Origin of the sequence: Aeromonas sp. 2MA4, from assembly GCF_029237305.1 — a bacterium.
In the GTDB taxonomy this organism is placed as follows: domain Bacteria; phylum Pseudomonadota; class Gammaproteobacteria; order Enterobacterales; family Aeromonadaceae; genus Aeromonas; species Aeromonas salmonicida.
In genome coordinates this window covers 98,582-118,946 of sequence record NZ_JAACFY010000010.1, presented here as the reverse complement: position 1 = coordinate 118,946, position 20,365 = coordinate 98,582, and the positions used below count along the sequence as shown (strand labels likewise).

The window sequence follows — 20,365 nt, the reverse complement described above, 5'->3', positions numbered from 1 at the left end:
TTTCTGTCATCTTCGGCTGCTACCCTGCGCCCATCGTAGCGATCAGGAAGATGAGCGAGCATGAAGAGTTATCAGAAGTGGAGTGGTTTGACACTGCTTTGGTCGGCGCTGGGCATGAGTACGGCGCAGGCCGCCGTCGAGGTGGTGGTGCCACCGGATTTCCAGATCCTGGCGGTCAGTGCGGGCAAGATGCAAGATGAGCAGCACGCCACCCTGGCGGATGGGGAGCAGCAGTTGCTGGTGCGATATGAGGGGGTGATCCCGAGTCGCAATAGCAGCGAGAACGATCGTCAGGTGCGATCCGATCCTCAGGTGGTGCGCTATCAGGCCAGCAACCAGCGCTTGACGCTGGTGGCCCAACAGCCAGCCGATGAGCAGGCGATGGTGGCCTATGCCAAGGCGCCAGTTGTGACGCTGCAGGCCAATGGTCAGGCGCTCGATACTCAGCAGGATGCACTGGTGACCAGCGGCATGCTGATCGGTATGGACTGGCGAGCCCGGCTCGAGGAGTACAACCGCAGCGGTGGCAAGGCAGCGTTGACGATGGCCGGAGCGGCAACCACAGTGGCAGCGGGCAATGCTGTGCCTGCTGTGGCAACCAGCGAACTGGAGGGGCGGTTGCAGCAACTCTTCTTGCAGGCGGACCCGGAGCTTCGCAAGCGCTTCGTCGGCTGGGCCGTGCCGCGACTTTAAGTTTGCAGCCCGTTGCAGTAACGTGGGGGCTCTCATCGTGCATTGCGCCCACCTTATCCAACGAGGTCTTCATGTTTGAATTGCACACTCGCCTGCAGGCGGATACCCAGCTGCTCGGGGATCTGCCGCTTTGCCGTGTCCTGCTCGCCAAGGACAGCCAGTATCCCTGGCTTATCCTGGTGCCACGGGTAGACAACTTGCGCGAGATCCACCATCTGGCGCCCGCTCAGCAGCAACAGCTGATGCAGGAGTCCTGCGCCGTCGCCACCCTGATGGAACAGGCCCTCAGCCCGGACAAGATCAACATCGGGGCGCTGGGCAATCTGGTACCGCAACTGCATCTGCACCATGTCGCCCGCTTCACCACGGACAAAGCCTGGCCAGGCCCCATCTGGGGGGCTCACCCCGCTTTGCCATATGACCCGCAGGCCTTGCGAACCCAAGCCGATAGCTGGCGTGCCCGGCTTGCCCATCTCGCCGGTTTCATCCCGCTTTGCGTTGATAATTGAGTCAAGTGAGAGGCGGCTCGCTATTTCAGAGCTCAAGCCGCGCTATCTGTTAGAGTTATGGTATAGATAAGCCCATTTTCGATGTTCAGGAAGGTCCCATGATAGTGACAAGAGCCGACAACGACGCCGTATTGACCACAGAGGATGTGTTGCTGAGTCTGTGCCATTCGGTCACGGGGGTATTGAGTGCGGCGACCCAGAGTCAGGTGCGTTTCTCCGGCATGGTGCAGCGCATCAGCAAGACCTGCCTCAAGCCGGATATCGGCTGTTTCGTGCTGTTCGACGGTGGTTTCTCCGGCCTGGTCGTGATCAACTTCTCCGCCTCTGCGGCCATGGAGCTGTACGAGAGCTACATGCTCAGCATGGGCCTCTCCAAGGAAGATCTCGCCATCTCCCACACCTCGGACGAGGTGAGCAACGTCATGGGCGAGTTGATGAACCAGATAGTCGGCAGTTTCACCGTCAAGGTGGGCCGTGATCTGCAGACTCACATTACCCAGAACCAGCCTAAAATGCTGGCGCTGAACAAGCAGGTGATGCTGAGCGTCGACACCAACCTCGACAACCCGGAAGCGCGGCGGGTTACCTTCTTCACCTCGCGCAACAACATCTTCTATCTGGAGCTGGCGATGGACAGGACAGAGTTCATCCGCATTCACAGTGATGGCATGGACGAAGAGGAGCTGGATCCGGATGCGCTGATCGCCCAGACCAAGCTGGCGGCATCCAAGCCGACGCCGGTTGCCGCCAAGGTGGCCAATGAGCACGACGATCTGCTCGATTCGCTCGGTATCTGACGTCAGCCCCGTGCACAAATGCCAAGGCCACCCCATGGGGTGGCCTTGTTGTTGCTGGGATGGACCGGTTTAGAAGTTGTAGAGCAGGCCGGTGCTGACGCGGGTGGCCTGACTGTCGTAGAAGCTGATGTCGGAGTTGGCGGTGGAGTAGGCCGCGGTAAAGGTGGCGGCGAGATCCTTGACGCCGAACAGACTGTGCCAGAAGAAGGTACCGTTGATGGCAAATTCGTTTGCATCGGCGCTCTGGCCGAAGATGGGATTCGCCTCATCATAGTTGCGCTTGCCGGCATAGACGTTGCTGACGATGGACCACTGGGGGCCACGCTTGGCGTAGGTCAGCTGCAGACCCGTGTTCTTGAAGCTCTCGGCGCTGCCATCAAGCCTGGCCTGCTTGTAGAGGATCGCGGGCTCCAGCAGCTGGTTGCCGCCAAAGTGCCACTGATAGGAGATCTCCATGTCGTGCACCTTGCCGTTGCGATCCAGCATGGAGGCATAGTGGGTACCGTGGGTCAGGTCATACTGCTGCCCGCTGCGCTCTTCATCCAGATCCACTTCCCGGCTGGTGAGGCTGCCGTGGAAGTTGCTGCCCCAGATCTTGTCCCAGGTGAAGCGACCCCCTTTTGATTTCACATCGGTGGAGCTGCGATCCACATTGGTGGCGAAGGGATCGCTCCACAGCTCGACCGGCATGGCGTTGAACACCAGGGAGGTGGCGACGATTCCCTTGTCGCCCATCTCTTGGCGCAGACCCAGCTGCTGGGTGAAGTCGAAGCGGATCGCATCCTGGATCAGGTTGCCGAGAAACACCTGGGTACGGGTGTCGGCAAAGGTGTAACGGATGTCGGCGTTGATGAGGGGAGTCAGACCGCTTTCACTGTCGGGAGAGCCGAGGTCATTGATGCGGCTGTTGCTGTCATCGCCTGCATAGAAGTTGGACTTGTAGCTGACGGCGTTGACCCCGCCGAGCAGGAAACCGGACCAGCCGGACTGCTTGGGGATCTCCCCCAGATCGGCGTGGGCGGCATTGGCTGCCAGCAGGCCAAGACTCAGCAGGGTGAGAGTGCGCATCGATAAGACTCCTGAAATAACAAGCTGTTGGATGAAATGGCTCGGGATGATAGGACAGCAAGCTGAACTGCGGCTGACTGAGTCCACCAACGCATGCTATCCCAGTTGGCAGATGGCGTTAATCAATAATTAATAGCGTGACGGCACAAGAGTTCGGCGCGCCGTGCTGGTATTCTGTTCGGCGAATATCGGGGAGAAAACAACAAGATGAAACAAATCAAATCCTGGGCGCAATATTACGTCGATCTGATGACCAAGCTGGGTCTGGTGCGCTTCAGCATGTTCCTGGCGACGGGCATCATAGTGCTGGCCGTCTCCATCCAGATGGGGGTAACCCTGTTTCTGCGCGGCACCGTGGACATAGTCGACCTGGTGCGCTCCGTCTTCTTCGGCCTGCTGGTGACCCCCTGGGCCGTCTATTTTCTCTCCATCGTCGTGGATCAGCTGGAGGATTCCCGCCAGCGACTGACCCGCATGGTGCGCAAGCTGCAAGACATGCGCGAACGGGATCTGGAACTCAACAGCCAGCTGCAGGAGAACATCAGCCGCCTCAACGCCCAGATTGCCGAAACCAACCGGGCCGAGACACTGCGCCAGCAAGCGATCGAGGATCTGGAGAACGAGGTGTTCCAGCGCGAAAAAGCTCAGTTGCACCTGGGCGAGCGTACCGCCTTGCTGCGCTCCTTCATCGACTGCTCCCCCGATCTGGTCTACTACCGCAATGAAGACGAGCAGTTCTCCGGCTGCAATCGCGCCATGGAGGAGCTGACCGGCCGGGTGGAGGCCGAGCTCATCGGGCTGACCCCGTTCGATGTCTACAAGCAGGAGATTGCCAACAAGGTGGTGGAGACCGACAAACAGGTCTTTACCAGCAACGAGCCGCTCACCTATGAGCAGTGGCTGGAATACCCGGATGGTCGCAAGGCCTACTTCGAGCTACGCAAGGTGCCTTTCTTCGATCGCTTTGGCAAACGGCTCGGCCTGCTTGGCTTTGGCCGTGACATCACAGAGCGCAAGCAATATCAGGACAAGCTGGAGAAGGCGAGCCGCGACAAGACCACTTTCATCTCCACCATCAGCCATGAGCTGCGCACGCCGCTCAACGGCATAGTGGGCCTCAGTCGCATGCTGATGGACACCCCCCTCGATCCCAGGCAGCAGCAGCAGCTCAAGACCATCCACCTGAGTGCCGTGACGCTCGGCAATATCTTCAATGACATCATAGATCTGGACAAGCTGGACCGGCGCCGGTTGGAGATAGCGCCGACCCCCATCGACCTGCCCGCCTTCCTGGACGAGCTGGAGACGCTGTCGCGCATCCAGGCGGAGCAGAAGGGGCTTTATCTGCATTTCGATCGGGATGGCGACATGCCGCAGTTCGTGATGGCCGATGGCACCCGCCTGCGCCAGGTGCTGTGGAATCTGGTGGGCAATGCGGTCAAATTTACCGATGAGGGCGGCGTGACGGTACGTTGTCTCTCCCACGCGGCCGATGTGCCGGGCAAGTTGGCACTGCACTTCGAGGTGGAGGATACCGGTGTCGGCATACCTCGCGCCCAGCAGGAGAAAATTTTTGCCATGTACTATCAGGTGCAAGGCAAGAAGCACGCCACCGGCACCGGCATAGGTCTGGCCGTCTCCCGCCAGCTGGTGCAGGCCATGGGTGGTCAGCTCTATGTGGACAGCGACCCGGGTGAAGGCTCCTGCTTCACCGCCGAGCTGGAAGTGGACTGCGTCGAACCTCAGGTGGCCACCTCCGAACAGGAGATGCCGACCCTCGACATCCTGCTGGTGGAGGACGTGGAGCTGAACGTGACAGTGGCCTGCGCCCTGCTCAACAAGTTGGGGCATGAGGTCAAGGTGGCCCGGGACGGCGCCCAGGCGCTGGCCATGGCCAATCCCGATGACTTTGACCTGATCCTGCTCGACATCCAGCTGCCGGACATGACCGGCTTCGATGTGGCGGCCCAGTTGCTGGCACGCTACGGCGACAGTTTGCCGCCCATGGTGGCGCTCACTGCCAATGCCACCGGCGATCGCCAGTATTATCGGGATCGCGGCCTGCAGGATGTGATCAGCAAGCCGCTGGGCTCCCGAGCGGTGCGCGAAGTGATTGGTCACCTGTTTGCGGATCTGGCCGACGATGAGGCCGACGAGCAAGCCGATGCAGGCAATCAGGATGCGCTGCTTGACCTGGCCTTCCTCACCGATTACGCCGATACAGTGGGCAAGCCGGTGCTGCTCTCCAGCGTCGAACTGTTCGAGAAAATGATGCCAGACTACATGGCTGTGCTCGACTCCAACATGATTGCCAAGGATCAGGCTGGCGTGGTGGAAGAGGCGCACAAGATCAAGGGCGCGGCCGGTTCCATCGGTCTGCGCCGGCTGCAACAGCTGGCCCAGCTGATCCAGAGCCCGGATCACCCCGCCTGGTGGGAGAACGTGGAGGACTGGATAGAGTCGCTGCGCCGCGAGTGTCCGGGTGACATAGCCCGGCTGAAGCGCTGGCTGCTCTCCTGAGCCTGTCTGCCGCCCCATTACGTTGCCGCTTCAGGCACAGAAGGAGATGAACAAGATGTATCAGCGCCTGATCCCGTCACTGCGCAGTCACCCCTGGGGTGAGGAAGACTTGCTTGAGGCGACCGAGCTGGATCGTGCCCGCATCGTACAGGCGGCACCGGTGCGCCGGCTGCAACAGAAGACTCAGGTTTTCCCGCTCGATGTGAAGGCCTCGGTACGCAGCCGTCTGACCCATTCGCTGGAGGTGCAGGAGACAGGCCGCCAGATCAGCCGCCGCATTCTGGCAGCACTGCCCGCGGGTGCAGTGTGCGAGGGGGCCTTCATCAATCTGGTGGAGATGTCCTGCCTGCTGCACGATGTCGGCAACCCGCCGTTCGGCCATTTTGGCGAGCAGGTGATGAGCCAGTGGCTGACACAGGAGCTGGATACCCTGTTCGCTGCAGCCCTTGGCCAGACGCCCAGCCCGCAGTGGGCTGAGCTGCGCCAGGATTTGCTGGTGTTTGACGGCAATGCCCAGAGTCTGCGGTTGGTGCACAGTCTGCATGAGCTGAACCTGACCCTGGGGCAGCTGGCCGCCCTGTGCAAGTATCCACAGCAACCCCTACCGGGACTTCATCATTACGGCCAGCATCACGGCTGGACCAGCAAGCGGGGCATCTTCTTCAGTGAGCAACCCCTCTACCGTTCCCTGAGCCAGAGCCTGGGGCTGGCACCCGGTTGCCGCCACCCGCTGGTCTACATCATGGAGGCGGCTGACGACATATCTTACTGCATCGCCGATCTCGAAGATGCGGTGGACAGACGCATTCTCAGCCTGAGCGAGCTGCAACAGGCGCTGCGTCTGGCCGATGAAGGCAGCTACATGGCCGGGCTGCTGGCGGATGCCACCGCCTCGGACAGAGGCTTCTTCCCCCATTTTCGCCAGCATCTGACTCACGACTTGATCGCGCTGGCCGCCCACACCTATGTGAGCGAGCACGAGATCATACTGAGCGGTGCCTATCCCCAGGCGCTGCTGCACGGTCAGGCTCCGGCGGCCATGGTGCTCGACACCCTCAAGCAGGTGGCTCGCGAGCAGGTTTTCATGCGCCCCGAGGTCGAGGCGCTGGAGCTCGAAGGCTATGCCGCCTTGCGCGGTGTGCTCTCTACCTATGCCTGCCTGCTGGCATTGCCCGCCAGTCAATTCGAGCGCCTGCTGGCCGGGCAGGGGGGCAGCGAGCTCTTCTTCGCCCGTCGCCTGTTTCACCGCTTGTCGGCCCGTCATCTCAAGGCATACCGGCTGGCCGTGGCCAGCAGGGATCCCCGTTTCGACAGCGGTGCAGAGCAGGAGTGGTACTACAGGGTGCGGCTGCTGCTCGACTATGTCAGCGGCATGACGGATACCTATGCGCTGGAAGAGTTCCGCTTGCTGTCCGGGATCTGATACGCCCGCGAGAAGGGCAGAAATGAACGCGCGCAGGCATTGATAGATGACTCACCACCCATATGGGGGTGAGGTTGTTGTATAAAATTCGGTCTTTTTTTAGACTGTGGCAACTTGTTCAACTTTCACTTGGTAAGGAGACGAATATGCAACATTCAATGCTAAACGTTGCGTCCGATCGCTGCATTGGCAGCGCGAAGACTCGTGCTCTTTTTTTACCGCGTGGAGGAAACAGGTAACCCCTGTCTTTTTATCACCCGCGGTTGTCCCGCAGGGTGATCTCTTCTCTCCGGGAGAACCGCACGTTCAACTGGAGAATATCATGTCTATCGAACTGGCTCTGCTGCGCACTGTCGAATCCCTGGTTCAGAAACGGATCACCCGGCTGGAACGCCGCATCAGCTACCTGCACCTCTCACCTGCCTTGCTGAAAGATATCGGCCTTGAAGGGCAAAATGTGCAGATCGCCCACATCCGTGAGCTGGAATATCAAACCGGCTTCCGACTTGGGAATCGAATAACCTGACAAGAAGGGGCTTGGCCCCCTTCTTGCAGGAAAATGGCAGGCTTGGGCCTGCCATTTTTGTATCCGGTTGAGTTTGATTACGAATTTTCATTCGCACATTTTGCCAAAATCCCTATTATCGCTCTCCGATCTGTTCAGGAGTTATCCATGTTGTGTCTTTGCTATCGCGCCTTCCTGCTGTGCTGGCTTGCCTGCTGGGGCCATTTGGCTGTGGCACAAACCAGTCTGGACAAGGACCGGCTGGGGCTGTCTGAGCGCCTGTGGCTCGCCTCGCGCAGCGATCTGGTTGTCGGCATGCCCTCTGTGGCCTGGCCCCCTTACGTCTATGCCAATAGCCGGGGTGGGTTCAGTGGTCCGCTGGATGATTTTGCCTCTCTGGTTGCAGGTCGGTTGGGACTGACGCTGCGCTACAAGACCTATCCCTACTACGCTGGTGCCCAGCAAGCGCTGCTTGATGGCGAGGTCGACATGCTGATCGGCGTGACCCCCAGTGCCTCGCGGCAACAGAAAATGCGGTTTACCTCGGATCTCATGGGGCTGCCCCGCGGTGTGCTGCTGGCGAAGGGGAACGACACCCTCTCCCTGGCGGCGGCTCGTCAATTACGCTGGGTGTGTGAACAGGGATTCAACTCCTGTGAGGACCTTGAGAAGCTGGGCATGGACCAGCTGGCGCAGGCAGACAGCAGCGACGAGGCCGTCTTCATGGTGAAAAAGGGGTTGGCAGACGCCTATCTGGCCGATCTGCCTGCCCTGGTTCGCTTGCAACGCCTGCAGCAGCAGGCCGGCCTGAAAGTGATCACCCCGGACTGGGTGACGGATACCTCGCTGGCCATGGCAGTGGGACCCAATAATCAGGGACTGCTGGAACTGCTGGAGCTGGCGCTCAACGACATCTCCCTTGAGGATCGGCGCCGCATTCTGGAGACGGGGGGCATAGTCGACTATGAACTGGCTCATGGCCCTCGCCAGATTATCTTCAACCAGAGCGAGCTCAATTGGCTGGCCTTGCATCCCACGCTGAAGTTCGGCGTTGCACCTGACTGGCCAGCGGTGAGCGAGATCGACGGTGCGGGTCAGCTCAAGGGTTTCATCGCCGATCTGCTCAAGGTGATGAGCACCCGGTCCGGTCTCAAGTTTACTCTGGTACCGACCAGCAGCTGGACCGAAACCCAGGCGCTGTTCCAGGCGCGCAAACTGGATTTCATTCCGGCCATGACGCCGACGCCCGAGCGCCGCCAATTCTCTCTGTTTACCCCTGAGTACGCCTTCATCCACAGAGTGATCGCGGCCAGACAGGGGGTGGCCGAGCTTGAGGATCTCAATCAGCTCAAGGGGCACAAGGTAGGCATAGTCGGTGGTTCTGTGGAGGAACTGGTGCTCAAGGAGGTGGGAGCCTATCCGGTGACGGTCAGCAGTGATACCAGGCTGTTGCCCCTGCTCGATCAGAATGAGGTCGATTATGTGCTGATGAGCATGACAACGCTGCAACTGGCGTTGCAGAAGGGATTCAACAACCGCTATCAGGTGGTCTTCTCCGGCAACGAGTTGCGAGTGCCCGTTGCCATGGCGGCCCATCAGCAAGATCCCATGTTGCAGCAGATCCTGACCAAGGTGTTGCTCTCCATCCGGCCTGACGAGTTGTCGAGGCTGGAACAGAAGTGGCTCTCCCTCACCATCCAGACCGGCATCAACCCGGCGACAGTGCTGCTCTGGTCCTCTTTCGGTATGGGGGCCTTTCTGCTCTGCGTGCTGTTATTCATGGGCTGGAACCGCACGCTGCGTCGCCAGATAGTCCAGCGCCAGCTGGCCGAGCGCAAATTGAACGAGCAGCTGACCTTTGTGCAGACCCTGCTCAACTCCCTGCCCAACATGGTGGCACTGCGTGACCGGGAGCAGAGCATCACGCTGTGCAACCAGGCTTATCGGGATGCTTTCCTTGGTGCCTGCGTGGGCGATGAGTGTATCGATCTTGACGGCATGCCGCCCCAGGAGCGTGAGCGGGTGCTCAAAGAGGAGCAGGATGTGTGGCACAGCGGCAAGCAGCTGGAAGGGGCTGGTTACAGTCGCCGCCAGGATGGCACCCTGTTTCACGTCATCTATGCCAAGCGCCCCTACCGATCACCAAGCGGCGATATGCTGGGTGTATTGACGGTGCTCACCGATGTGACCCGTATCAAGGAAGCCGAGGCGCGGGCCCGCAAGGCTGAGACACGGCTCACCCAGATCACCGACAGCATGCCGGGTATCGTATATCAGTACCTGTGGCAGGGGCCGGGCCAGGGGCGCTTCCTCTATGCCTCGCAAGGGGCGAACGAGATCCTGGGGGCCAGCCAGCAGGAGATGCTGTCGGCGGAGTCCGGGGGTGAGGTGTTCGGCTTTACCGAAGAGGCGCTGCAGGATTTTGTCAGCAAGGTCGCCAACCACGCCGAGACACTGGCACCGCTCGACCTGGAGGTAAAGGTAGAGCGCCCTGAGGGAGATCGCTACCTGCAGGTGCGCGGCAGTTTCGTGCCGCAGGAAGAGGGGAATCTGATCCTCAACGGCGTGATCCAGGACATCACTGCCCTCAAGCGTCAGGAGCATGAGCTGAGGGAGGCGCGCGCCTATGCGGAGCAGGCGATGCAGGTGCGCAGCCGTTTCCTCGCCACCATGAGCCACGAACTCAGAACCCCCATCTCCGGCATGCACGGCATGCTGGAGCTGCTGCAGATGAGCGAATTGAATGAAGATCAGCGTTACATGCTGCGCAACGTCATCACCTCTACCAACAATCTGCTCTATCTGGTCAACGATGTGCTCGACTTTTCCAAGATAGAGGCGGGCCAGCTGCAACTGCATTATCAAGCCTGCCGTCTCGCCTCCGTGATCTGTGACGTGATCCGTGGTCATGCCACCCTGGCCCATGGCAAGGGGCTCAAAGTGACACTGGATTGGGCGCCAGACGTGCCGGACCAGGCGCGTATCGATGCTGTGCGGGTGGGACAGGTGCTCTCCAATCTGCTCAACAATGCGGTCAAGTTCACCGAGCGGGGGGAGATCCGCATCCAGGTCAGTTATCGCGCCGAGCAACTGCTCATCGCCGTCAGTGATACCGGTATCGGCATTGCCGAAGCGAAGCAGGATCGCCTGTTTACCCCGTTCGAGCAGGTGGAATCCGACATAAATCGACGCTTTGGCGGCACAGGGCTGGGGCTGGCCATCTGTCATCAGCTGGCGCAGAAAATGGGAGGCAGCCTGGCCCTTGAGAGCAAGCCCGGCCAGGGAACCCGCCTGACGTTCAGCTTTCCGTTGACCGAGAGTCGATGGGATGCACCTGCGCTGGCGGGTCAGGAATGGTGGCTGTTTGGCGAGGATGCCGCCTTGCAGTCTGCCATGCAGCGGCTGGGGGCCAGGCTGAATCGTCTGGATCCTCAGCAGTGGCAACAGCCACTTAGTGGCTTGCTGTTCGCGGAGGAGGGCTGGCTGGAACAGGCCCTGGGCAGCGATTGGCTGACACGTTTACAGCAATCCGCGCTCAAGGGCATAGTGCTCTCCCCGCTGGAGGCACTGCGCGGACGCATGGGATCGGATGCCTGGTGGCGCTTGGGGCAATCCCCGCTCTATCCGGATCTGTTGCTGGAAACCTGCCATCAGCTGCTGGGAGAGAAAGCGATCAATCCGGTCGAGGCCCATACGGCCAAGTTGCAAGGACGCGTGCTGGTGGCCGATGATCATCCCATCAACCGTGCCCTGCTGGCCCGTCAGCTCGCCATTCTGGGGGTGGATGCCGAGGTGGTGGATGATGGCGAGAAGGCGCTGCGCACCTGGCAGGGGCAAGATTTTGCCTTGCTGCTCACCGATTGCCACATGCCGGTGATGGATGGATATACCCTGACGCGGACCCTGCGAGGGCAGGGGGAACAGGCGCCCATCATTGGCGTCACGGCGGATACGTCAGAAGAAGCCAGTCTGCAGATGCAGGAGGCCGGCATGAACGACATGCTGTTCAAGCCTTACACCCTGGATACCTTGCGCCAGATGCTGGAGGACTGGTTGCCGGTCGCCGCACCGGTCGCCGAGGTAATACCGGTGCCTGCTGAACCCGCTGCGGATCTGGGGGCATGCTGGATCTCGCTGTTTGGCGATGAGGCGGTGGCCCGCAGCATGGCGCGGGAGTATCTGGATTCCAACCGCCAGGATAGTGATGACATGATGCAGGCATTGGCCCGTCAGGATACGTATGCTCTGGTAGAGACTGCGCACCGCATCAAGGGGGCTGCCCGCATGGTAGGACAGCTACCATTGGCAGAGGAAGCTGCCCGACTCGAAGCGGCGGCCCGACTGAAACAGCTGGAAGAACTCACCGAGTTGAGCCAGACAGTACAGGCGCTGATGAACTCTATAACACGCGAAATTGGACTATGGCTCGATGAACAAGACACAGCATGAGTTGGCGATCATGGTGGTGGAAGACCACGCGTTTCAGCGCAAGGCACTGATGCACCAGATCCGTGGGCTCGGTTATACCTCGCTGCTGGAAGCTCAGGATGGCGTGGAGGCACTGGCGATGTGTCAGCGCCATCAGGTCGACATTCTGTTTTGCGATCTGCGCATGCCCGGCATGGATGGGATGGCGTTGCTGCGCCGTCTGTCCCTCGGGGGCTTTCGTGGCGGTATCATCCTCTCCAGTGCATTGGAAGATGACGTGGTCGAGGCCGTGTTGCGGATGAGTGCCGCCTATGGCCTGCAGGTGCTTGGGCGCATCGAAAAGCCCTCCAGCCAGCAGCAGATCAGCCAGTTGATCGGCGCCTGGCGCCCACAGCAGGAGCGGGCCCAGGAGGAAGATGGCCACAGCCTGACGCTGGATGAGCTGAGCCGGGCATTGGAGCAGGATCAACTGCTGCCCTGGTATCAACCCAAGGTGAGTTTTGGCTCGGGGCACTGGGTCGGCATGGAGGCGCTTGCCCGTTGGCAGCACCCGGACTACGGCCTCATCTCGCCGGTGCGCTTCATTCCCCTGGCGGAGAACAACGGCCTCATCGATCAACTGACCGAGGTAATCATCAGCAAGTCGTTGCGTGACGGTCACCTGTGGGAGCAGACAGGTCTCTCCCTCAATCTGTCGATGAACCTCTCAACCACCTCCCTTATCGAGGGGGATCTCTGCAATACCCTGATCAACCAGTGCCAGCGCTGGAGCATCAACCCTGAACTCATCACCCTGGAGGTGACCGAAAGCTCGTTCGTCAAGGATCTGGGCAAGTCGCTGGAAGTGCTGACCCGGCTGCGGATGCATGGCTTTGGCCTCTCCATCGATGACTTCGGGACCGGCTACTCCTCCATGCAGCAGCTGGCGCTGCTGCCCTTCACCGAGCTCAAACTGGATCGCTCTTTCGTCGATCGCTGCTATGAGGACCCCTCTCGCTTGGCCATAATAGAGTCAAGTATCGAACTGGCCCGCAAGTTGGGACTCAAGTCGGTCGCCGAAGGGGTAGAGGATGAATTGACCTGGCGGCTGCTGGCCAGATTGGGGTGCGACGTGTGTCAGGGCTTCTTCTCCGCCCGGCCCATGCCGCGGGATGAATTGATGGGGTGGCACGACACCTGGCGCGAACGGTTACCCGGCCTGATCGGGGACTGAACGCCAGGCGGCATGCCCGCAGTTGAACAAGGACGTTCATGAAAATTTCAAGCAAGTTGTTGTTTAGTTTCTGTTTTATCAATCTGTTGGTGATCCTCTCCTCCGGACTTGTCTATCACCAGCTCGGCCGGATCGGCGAGGTCGAGACAGCGCTGCTGGAGCAGGCACTGCCTGCCCTGCAACGGGATGAGGCGAGCCAGAAGGCGCTGGTGGCCACCGTCTCCTCCCTGCGCGGTTATCTCATCCTCGGCAAGGATCCGGCCCAGGCCTCCCGCCTCAAACAGGAGTGGGAAGGGGCCTGGCAAGCCATCGAGCAGCAGCAGTTCACTCCCGCACTTGCCCAGTCGCTCAAGGCCTTCAAAGGACGCCAGGAGCAGGTATGGGCCATCGCCCACACAGAGGAGAACCTGCCCGCTCACACGCTCATGCTGCTGGAGGCGGGTCCGCTGGCAGAAGCGGCTCTCGATCAGTTGCAGTCATTCGCCAATGAAGAGGTGGCCACCCCCCAGGATCAGTTGCCAGGGGATCGCCGCCTGCTGCTCAAGCAGGTGGGGGATGCGTATAACAGCCTCTCCAATGCCCTCTCAGCCCTGCGCGACTTCCTCATCTCGGGTGACCCCGAATATGGCACCAAGTATCAGGATTACTACCAGTTCCATCAGCAGCGGGTCGCAGAGCTGAAACAGCAGCAGGCCAATTTCTCCGAGGCACAGAAGAGCCTCTGGTCGCTGTTTGAAGAGATGTCAGCGCCCTTTGCCGAACTGGTCGGTCAGGTGATAAGCAAGCGTCAGGCCCCGGACTGGGATCAGGCCAATCATCTGATGGCAACCGACATAGAACCTGCGTTGACCCAGCTGGCCAGTCAGCTGGCAGCCCAGGTGACCCAGACTCGCTCTGAAGTGGACAGCATGGGGGAGAAGATGGCCAGTGCCGGTCAGACCATCAACCGTACCCTGTTGCTGGCTACCCTGACCGTCATAGTGCTGGGCACCCTGGTCGCCCTGCTGTTCAGTCGCCGTCTGACCCGGGACATCGCCAGTCTGGTGGTGCGGGCCGATCAGGTAGCCAATGGCCGTCTGCCGTCCCGCCCTCTGCCGGTGCAGAGTCAGGATGAGCTGGGGGGATTGACGGGATCCATCAACCAGATGTCGCTGCAGCTGCGTCAGCTGGTCGGCGAGATCCAGGGCGCCGTGGGGCAGGTGGAGGGGGCGTGTGTCGAGGTGGGTAACACCACCAGGGCCATCGTCGACGATCTGGCGAGTCAGAATCAGCGGGTGGATACGGTGGCGGCGGCGATCGAACAGATGTCGGTCAGCACCCGTGATGTGGCGGGGAACATAGCCGAGGCGGCTCGAGTGGCCCATCAGGCTGAGGGACAGACACAGCAAGGGGGCAGTGCCCTCGGTCGTATGACCACCACAATGCAGGAGATTGCCGCCATGATAGCTCAGGCCAATCAGGCCATGGGGCTGCTCAGTGCCCAGAGCGAACAGGTCGGCCGTGTGACCGAGGTGATCGCTACCATAGCCGAGCAGACCAATCTGCTGGCGCTCAATGCTGCCATCGAGGCGGCGCGGGCCGGGGAGCAGGGGCGTGGCTTTGCCGTGGTGGCTGATGAGGTGCGTCTGCTTGCCAGTCGCACCAGTCAATCAACCGAGGAGATCAGTCAGACCATCGCCAGCATTCAGCAACAGACCCGCCAGACGGTGAGCACGGTCGGCAGCGGTACCCAGTTGGTCGAACAGGGCCGCAACGCCGTTGCCTCTGTGACGCAGACCCTGGATACCATGCTGCAGCTGGTGCAGGATCTGTCCGGTCAGCTGGGGGCCATTGCCACCGCTACCGAGCAGCAGTCGCGGGTTGCCCAGGAGGTGGCGGGCACAGTGGAAGAGATCGCCGGGCTGAGCCGGCAATCGAGCCAGCGCAGCCAGCAGGGGGAAGAGATAGTGGCCAGACTGGCACAGGATACGGGTCGTTTGACGTCCGTCATCAGTCGCTTCGAACTGGGGGCCTGATAACGCCGCCAAGGCGGATGATCTGGATAAATAAATGAGGCGGGCCAGATGGCCCGCCTCAGCATTGGTACAGGCGGCAGACAGCATGATAGTCGAAGCTGCTGGACGTCTCCTGGTTGAGCCGGCTCACCAGGAGGAATGAGGCGTTGTTTGTCATGAACGCCTGCCTGATGAGGGTCATTACAGGCGGCGAAAAGCCTGATTGTCGAAGCTGCTGGAGGTCTCCTGGTTGAGCAGGCTGACCAGCAGGATGGCGCGTTTCTCTCCATCCGGTTCCAGATAAATCGCCTCGAATCCGGCCAATGGGCCCGATTCGATCAATACCTTGTCGCCCTGGGTCGGCAGATTGGCGTAGCTGGCTCTCGCCTCGTCGCTGTCGTCACGGCTCATCAACTGATAAACCAGCTGGCTGCTGATGGCGGTCCACTCCTTGCCGAAGTGGATGATGCGGCTGATGCCACGGGTCGACTTCAGGGTGACCGGCGTGACCTCCTCCAGATCCACATAGATAAACAGATAGTTGGGAAACATGGGTTCCCGCACAGGGACACGCTTGCCCCGTCGCAGCTTCTCGATCTCGACCATGGGGTAATAGGACTCAATCCCCTGGGCTTCGAGATGGGCGCGTGCGCGGGCCTCTTCCTTTGGCTTGCAGTAGGCCAGATACCATTTTTTCATGTTCTGTTACGTTCGTGTTGCCGTGCTCCCGGTTATGATAACCGCGGCAATAAAAAAGGCCACGCTTGGCGTGGCCTTTTTTGCTGAGTGAGTGATTACCAACCTTTGACGATGCCGCCTTTGAACAATTCGTCAGCAGTTTTGTACACTTCGTCGCTCTGGAAGGCCTGGACGAACTCCTTCACCTTGGCGTCATCCTTGTTGTTGCCACGGGAGACGAGCAGGTTGACATAGGGAGAATCCTTGTCTTCCACGAACAGACCGTCACGGCCTGGCAGCAGATCGATCTGGGAGGCATACACGGTATTGATGATGGCCAGGTCCACATCTTCCAGGGAGCGGGGCAGCTGTGCCGCTTCCAGTTCAACAATCTTCAGATTTTTCGGGTTGCTGGCGATGTCGAGCACTGTCGCTTCGAGACCTGTGCCTTCTTTCAGGGTCAGCAGGCCCTGCTTTTGCAGCAGGATCAGAGAGCGGCCCAGGTTGGTCGGGTCGTTCGGCACGGCGATTTGCGCGCCCTCTTTCAGATCGGCCAGGGCCTTGATCTTCTTGGAGTAGCCAGCGATGGGGTAGACGAAGGTGTTGCCAACCGGTACCAGATCGAAGCCGCGATCCTTGACCTGGCTATCTAGATACGGTTTGTGCTGGAAAGCGTTCAGATCGATGCTGCCATCGTTCAGGGCCACGTTCGGGGTGGCAAAGTCGGAGAAGGTGACCACTTCGACATCCAGACCGAACTTGTCTTTGGCGACCTTGGCCGCGGCTTCCACCAGCTGGGATTCCGCCCCGGCAATGGCGCCTACTTTCAGGGTCTTGCTCTCTTCTTTTTGACCGCAACCGGCCAGTACCAGGCCAGCCAACAAGGCAGCCGCAACGGATTTAATGCCAAATTTCATAAAAACCTCCTGTCAGAAATCGACGATTAACGATGATCACATGTGTTGACCAGGCGCTCACCCGCGCTCTGGATGATTTGAACCAGTAAAACCAGAATCACAACGGTTGCCAGCATGACTGTGGGGTCAAAGCGCTGATAACCGTAGCGAATACCCACATCGCCCAGGCCACCCCCTCCGATGGCACCGGCCATGGCGGAGTAGTTCACCAGCGTGACCAGGGTAATGGTGACGCTGTTGATGATGCCGGGCAGGGCTTCTGGCAGCAGCACCTTGGTGATGATTTGCAAGGGTTTGGCACCCATGGCCTTGGCCGCTTCCAGCAAGCCGTCCGGCACCTCCATCAGAGCACCTTCCACCAGGCGTGCGATGAAAGGCACTGCACCTATGGTCAGCGGCACTATGGCGGCTATGGTGCCTATGCTGGTGCCGACGATCAGCCGGGTCAGCGGAATAATGGCTACCAGCAGGATGATGAAGGGCACGGAACGGCCAATGTTGACCAGGATGCCGAGCAGCTTGTTCAGGGCCGGGTTGGCCAGGATCTGGCCCGCCTTGGTGACGTGCAGTGCGACCCCAAGAGGCAGGCCAAGCAGGCAGCCAAACAGGGCGGAGGCAAACACCATCAGCAGGGTATCACCGAGGGCGGTGACCAGCAGATTAATCATGGCTTCGGACATAACCCATTACCTCCAGCTGAATGCGATTGTGATCAGGGACTGCGTCTGGCAGCCCTTGAGGGCAGTGATGAGCAGATCAGTCGTTGCTGCGGACATAACCCATGACCTCCAGCTGAATATGGTTGTCTATCAGGAACTGCTGAGTCGCCTCGCACTGGGCCTCATCCCCGAACAGTTCTGCCAGCAGGAAGCCGAACTTGACGCCCCCGGCGTACTCGATATCGGCGCTCAGTATGCTGATATCGATGTTGAAGCGACGACTCGCCTCGGAAATCAGCGGTGTATCGACCGTGCTGCCGGTAAAGCCGAGTTTCACCAGCGGATAGCTGCCCGCCACTCGCTCGCTGCTCATGCGGTCCTGATACTCCTGCGGCACCTCCAGATGGATGGTGGAGTGGATGAAATCACGGGCCAGCTGGGTCTTGGCATTGCTGAAGAACCAGGCGACCTCGCCCTGCTCGATCAGACTGCCGTCGCTGATGATGGCCACGTCATCACAGATCCCCTTCACCACATCCATCTCGTGGGTGATGAGCAGTATGGTGAGCCCCAGCTTGACGTTGATCTCCTTGAGCAGGCTCAGGATCGAACGTGTGGTCTGCGGGTCGAGGGCCGAGGTGGCTTCGTCACACAGCAATACCTTGGGAGCCGGTGCCAGGGCGCGGGCGATGGCGACACGCTGCTTCTGGCCGCCGGACAGCTCGGACGGATAGGCGTGGGCGCGGGCTTCCAGCCCGACCAGCGCCAGCAACTCGCCGACCCGGGTCTGGATTTGGGCCTTGCTCCAGCCTGCCAGTTCCAGCGGGAACGCGATATTGGCGAACACTGTGCGGGAGGAGAGCAGGTTGAAGTGCTGAAAAATCATGCCGATCTGGCGGCGGGCCTGGGTCAGCTCCCGCTCCGGCAGCGCGGTCAGGTCCTGGTCGTCGACGATGACCTGCCCCTCTGTCGGGCGCTCCAGCAGGTTGACACAACGGATGAGGGTACTCTTGCCGGCACCGGAGGCACCGATCACCCCGAAAATTTTGCCTTGTGGCACATGCAGGCTCACGTCACGCAGGGCGTGCACGGCATCACTGCCTTTACCGTAGACTTTGTTGAGACCGATCAACTTAATCATGGATTCTTCCGTGCTAACAGCCTTAAAGCACAGGGCGCTACAGGCGGGTGAATTGGGCAGAGGTTCCACTGGGTTACTCTGTCATCATGGAGGATGATGCTAAGATGTCTGGATGGCTATGTCAACGCATGTTTCTACGTCTAGACGTCTAAAAAAGTGATAAGAATTCTCGCCGGATGACTAACGACGACAGTGGTTTATCAGGGGGCAATATTGTATTTGGCTATTGTTGATTTTTTCCGAATATAGCCTGGATAATCTGCTTTCGTTGTCTGTTTTGTTAGTCATGAAGGCAGGAGTGCTGTTCGCACTCTTTGGCTGCCACCAAGATGGCACAAATCGTTCCACTTTGTTCCTTTATCTCTTTTGTTATCCATCCCCTTGATGCAGCACAAAAAGTGACCGCCTTTGGTTTGGGATATGTGTGGTTGTTTTTTATACTCAACAGGTGTGGCGTGGCAGGAGGAGTGAGTGATGCGATTTCAACAGATCAAGGATTTGCTGTCTTACCTCGAACAGGTTCATCACCAGCTCGGACTCTGTTATGGGCGATTGATGGCAGAAGTGGATGGCGAGCGCAGCCGCATGTTGCTGGCGTATCTGCAAGGGCGGGAGGATGAAGCGAGTGCCCATCTGCACGATTATCAGGGACAGCTGAGTCAGGGCGTCAAGGAAACCTGGCTGGAGCGGGGCTTCAGCGAGGATCTGTTGCCCGAGATCCAGCGGTTGGCACTACCTGCCACTGCCCAGACTCAGGACATAGTGCAGCAGGTGTGTCGTCAGGAAGAAAAACTCATCGGCGAGCTGAGCCATCTGGCCCGCGAGTGCCCGACTGACGAGACGGCTGCCTTGCTGATCTCGCTGGCATCGCTGGAACAAACCCGCTTGACCCGACTGGTACACGGTGTGCATCGGCTCGACGACATTTAGCCGCGGTAAAGGTGCAACGAAAGAGGCCCGGCATTTGCCGGGCCTCTTTTCTATCATTGACCCTAAGTGGGGATGTCGCCTTACTGCTGTTCGGCGCTGCGTTCGGCCGCATGAAGGGCTGCCCCTATGATGCCAGCCTGATTGAGACTGGCGGCTGCCACCAGCGGCGCGCGGGTTTCGATGCGATCGATGAATTTGTCGAGCTTGGCTGAGCTGCCGCCCCCCAGGATAAAGAGGTCGGGGGAGAACAGAAACTCCAGTCTGGCCAGATACTTGTTGAAGCGTTTTCCCCAGCGGCTCCAGGAGAGATCCTCCCGCTTGCGCACCGCATCCGAACAGTAGTGCTCGGCTACCATGCCTTCCAGCATCAGGTGACCCAGCTCGGTGTTGGGCAGCAGCTGGCCGTTGACGAACACGGCTGTACCTATGCCGGTACCAACAGTGATGAGGATGATGATCCCCTTGCGATCCTTGCCGGCACCAAAGCGCATCTCGGCCAGACCTGCCGCATCGGCATCGTTGAGCACATGGCAGGGCAGGCCGGTCACATCCGAAAACAGGTGTGCTGCATCGGTCTCGATCCAGCTCTTGTCGATGTTGGCCGCGCTCTTGGCGATGCCGTTGTGGATGGTGGCGGGAAAGCCGCAACCCACAGGGCCCTTCCATTGGAAGTGTTCTACCAGTGCCTTGAGGGTATGTGCCACGGCCGCCGGGGTAGCCGGTTGCGGTGTTGCCAGACGGTGGCGTTCGCCAATCAGCTCGCCTGTTTCGGTATCGACCAGGCATCCCTTGATCCCTGAGCCACCGATATCCACTCCCAACATCTGCATCAGATTGTTCCTTTTATAGTGCCGACGGTTAACCGTCGGCAGAGCATGAAAAAATGACGT

16 protein-coding genes are annotated in these 20,365 nt (G+C 59.7%); 10 read left to right on the top strand and 6 right to left on the bottom strand.

Translation table 11 applies throughout. The features are described from left to right. Positions 1–60 precede the first annotated feature (60 nt). From GWQ31_RS12210 to GWQ31_RS12200, 3 genes are all read left to right on the top strand, one after another. Positions 61–693: a DUF2057 domain-containing protein gene (locus tag GWQ31_RS12210; protein ID WP_275909465.1), complete on the top strand. Its 633-nt coding sequence runs from the start codon at positions 61–63 to the stop codon at positions 691–693. 71 nt (positions 694–764) lie between these two features. Further along, positions 765–1,202 carry an HIT domain-containing protein gene (locus GWQ31_RS12205; protein ID WP_005311624.1) on the top strand — a complete coding sequence of 146 codons (438 nt, stop codon included), beginning with the start codon at positions 765–767 and terminating at the stop codon, positions 1,200–1,202. A 98-nt stretch (positions 1,203–1,300) separates the two neighbouring features. Next, entirely contained in the window at positions 1,301–1,999 is a 699-nt protein-coding gene (locus GWQ31_RS12200; RefSeq protein WP_005311626.1) for a DUF3334 family protein, read from the top strand. A 69-nt stretch (positions 2,000–2,068) separates the two neighbouring features. Here the strand turns inward: GWQ31_RS12200 and GWQ31_RS12195 are convergent, their stop codons facing one another. Continuing rightward, entirely contained in the window at positions 2,069–3,067 is a 999-nt protein-coding gene (locus tag GWQ31_RS12195) for a DUF2860 family protein (RefSeq protein ID WP_275909464.1), read from the bottom strand. 207 nt (positions 3,068–3,274) lie between these two features. On the opposite strand from GWQ31_RS12195, the gene arcB reads away from it, so the two are divergent. From arcB to GWQ31_RS12165, 6 genes are all read left to right on the top strand, one after another. Then, positions 3,275–5,587 carry an aerobic respiration two-component sensor histidine kinase ArcB gene (arcB, locus tag GWQ31_RS12190; RefSeq protein WP_219598416.1) on the top strand — a complete coding sequence of 771 codons (2,313 nt, stop codon included), beginning with the start codon at positions 3,275–3,277 and terminating at the stop codon, positions 5,585–5,587. A gap of 55 nt (positions 5,588–5,642) precedes the next feature. Further along, the gene (gene dgt / locus GWQ31_RS12185; RefSeq protein WP_275909463.1) at positions 5,643–7,010 is read left to right on the top strand and encodes a dGTPase; all 1,368 of its coding nucleotides are present in this window, start codon (positions 5,643–5,645) and stop codon (positions 7,008–7,010) included. A gap of 322 nt (positions 7,011–7,332) precedes the next feature. Continuing rightward, entirely contained in the window at positions 7,333–7,536 is a 204-nt protein-coding gene (locus GWQ31_RS12180; RefSeq protein ID WP_096120104.1) for a hypothetical protein, read from the top strand. 147 nt (positions 7,537–7,683) lie between these two features. Beyond that, positions 7,684–11,964, top strand: a complete 4,281-nt coding sequence (locus GWQ31_RS12175) for a transporter substrate-binding domain-containing protein (protein ID WP_275909462.1) — start codon at positions 7,684–7,686, stop codon at positions 11,962–11,964. Beyond that, complete coding sequence (locus GWQ31_RS12170; RefSeq protein ID WP_058393629.1) at positions 11,945–13,156, top strand: EAL domain-containing response regulator; 1,212 nt, start codon at positions 11,945–11,947, stop codon at positions 13,154–13,156. Before GWQ31_RS12175 ends, GWQ31_RS12170 begins: the two co-directional genes overlap by 20 nt. 38 nt (positions 13,157–13,194) lie before the next feature. Continuing rightward, entirely contained in the window at positions 13,195–15,171 is a 1,977-nt protein-coding gene (locus GWQ31_RS12165; protein ID WP_265430440.1) for a methyl-accepting chemotaxis protein, read from the top strand. Between the two features lie 180 nt (positions 15,172–15,351). Here the strand turns inward: GWQ31_RS12165 and rfaH are convergent, their stop codons facing one another. From rfaH to metN, 4 genes are all read right to left on the bottom strand, one after another. Beyond that, entirely contained in the window at positions 15,352–15,849 is a 498-nt protein-coding gene (gene rfaH, locus GWQ31_RS12160) for a transcription/translation regulatory transformer protein RfaH (RefSeq protein ID WP_005311640.1), read from the bottom strand. A gap of 95 nt (positions 15,850–15,944) precedes the next feature. Next, positions 15,945–16,745 carry a methionine ABC transporter substrate-binding lipoprotein MetQ gene (metQ, locus tag GWQ31_RS12155; protein ID WP_275908190.1) on the bottom strand — a complete coding sequence of 267 codons (801 nt, stop codon included), beginning with the start codon at positions 16,743–16,745 and terminating at the stop codon, positions 15,945–15,947. Positions 16,746–16,771: 26 nt separating this feature from the next. Further along, positions 16,772–17,425, bottom strand: a complete 654-nt coding sequence (locus GWQ31_RS12150; RefSeq protein ID WP_017411745.1) for a methionine ABC transporter permease — start codon at positions 17,423–17,425, stop codon at positions 16,772–16,774. 76 nt (positions 17,426–17,501) lie between these two features. Beyond that, entirely contained in the window at positions 17,502–18,545 is a 1,044-nt protein-coding gene (gene metN, locus GWQ31_RS12145) for a methionine ABC transporter ATP-binding protein MetN (RefSeq protein ID WP_275909461.1), read from the bottom strand. 474 nt (positions 18,546–19,019) lie between these two features. Here metN and GWQ31_RS12140 point away from each other — a divergent pair, with 474 nt between their 5' ends. Continuing rightward, positions 19,020–19,475 carry a hypothetical protein gene (locus GWQ31_RS12140; protein ID WP_275909460.1) on the top strand — a complete coding sequence of 152 codons (456 nt, stop codon included), beginning with the start codon at positions 19,020–19,022 and terminating at the stop codon, positions 19,473–19,475. 80 nt (positions 19,476–19,555) lie between these two features. Here the strand turns inward: GWQ31_RS12140 and GWQ31_RS12135 are convergent, their stop codons facing one another. Continuing rightward, positions 19,556–20,305 (bottom strand): polyphosphate--glucose phosphotransferase, encoded by a 750-nt coding sequence (locus GWQ31_RS12135; protein WP_005311650.1) that lies wholly within the window; start codon positions 20,303–20,305, stop codon positions 19,556–19,558. Between the last annotated feature and the right edge of the window lie 60 nt (positions 20,306–20,365).

Coding starts and splice junctions, on each gene's coding strand:
- GWQ31_RS12210 (WP_275909465.1), top strand. CDS start 61: ATGAAGAGTTATCAGAAGTGGAGTGGTTTGACACTGCTTTGGTCGGCG.
- GWQ31_RS12205 (WP_005311624.1), top strand. CDS start 765: ATGTTTGAATTGCACACTCGCCTGCAGGCGGATACCCAGCTGCTCGGG.
- GWQ31_RS12200 (WP_005311626.1), top strand. CDS start 1,301: ATGATAGTGACAAGAGCCGACAACGACGCCGTATTGACCACAGAGGAT.
- GWQ31_RS12195 (WP_275909464.1), bottom strand. CDS start 3,067: ATGCGCACTCTCACCCTGCTGAGTCTTGGCCTGCTGGCAGCCAATGCC.
- arcB (WP_219598416.1), top strand. CDS start 3,275: ATGAAACAAATCAAATCCTGGGCGCAATATTACGTCGATCTGATGACC.
- dgt (WP_275909463.1), top strand. CDS start 5,643: ATGTATCAGCGCCTGATCCCGTCACTGCGCAGTCACCCCTGGGGTGAG.
- GWQ31_RS12180 (WP_096120104.1), top strand. CDS start 7,333: ATGTCTATCGAACTGGCTCTGCTGCGCACTGTCGAATCCCTGGTTCAG.
- GWQ31_RS12175 (WP_275909462.1), top strand. CDS start 7,684: ATGTTGTGTCTTTGCTATCGCGCCTTCCTGCTGTGCTGGCTTGCCTGC.
- GWQ31_RS12170 (WP_058393629.1), top strand. CDS start 11,945: ATGAACAAGACACAGCATGAGTTGGCGATCATGGTGGTGGAAGACCAC.
- GWQ31_RS12165 (WP_265430440.1), top strand. CDS start 13,195: ATGAAAATTTCAAGCAAGTTGTTGTTTAGTTTCTGTTTTATCAATCTG.
- rfaH (WP_005311640.1), bottom strand. CDS start 15,849: ATGAAAAAATGGTATCTGGCCTACTGCAAGCCAAAGGAAGAGGCCCGC.
- metQ (WP_275908190.1), bottom strand. CDS start 16,745: ATGAAATTTGGCATTAAATCCGTTGCGGCTGCCTTGTTGGCTGGCCTG.
- GWQ31_RS12150 (WP_017411745.1), bottom strand. CDS start 17,425: ATGTCCGAAGCCATGATTAATCTGCTGGTCACCGCCCTCGGTGATACC.
- metN (WP_275909461.1), bottom strand. CDS start 18,545: ATGATTAAGTTGATCGGTCTCAACAAAGTCTACGGTAAAGGCAGTGAT.
- GWQ31_RS12140 (WP_275909460.1), top strand. CDS start 19,020: ATGCGATTTCAACAGATCAAGGATTTGCTGTCTTACCTCGAACAGGTT.
- GWQ31_RS12135 (WP_005311650.1), bottom strand. CDS start 20,305: ATGCAGATGTTGGGAGTGGATATCGGTGGCTCAGGGATCAAGGGATGC.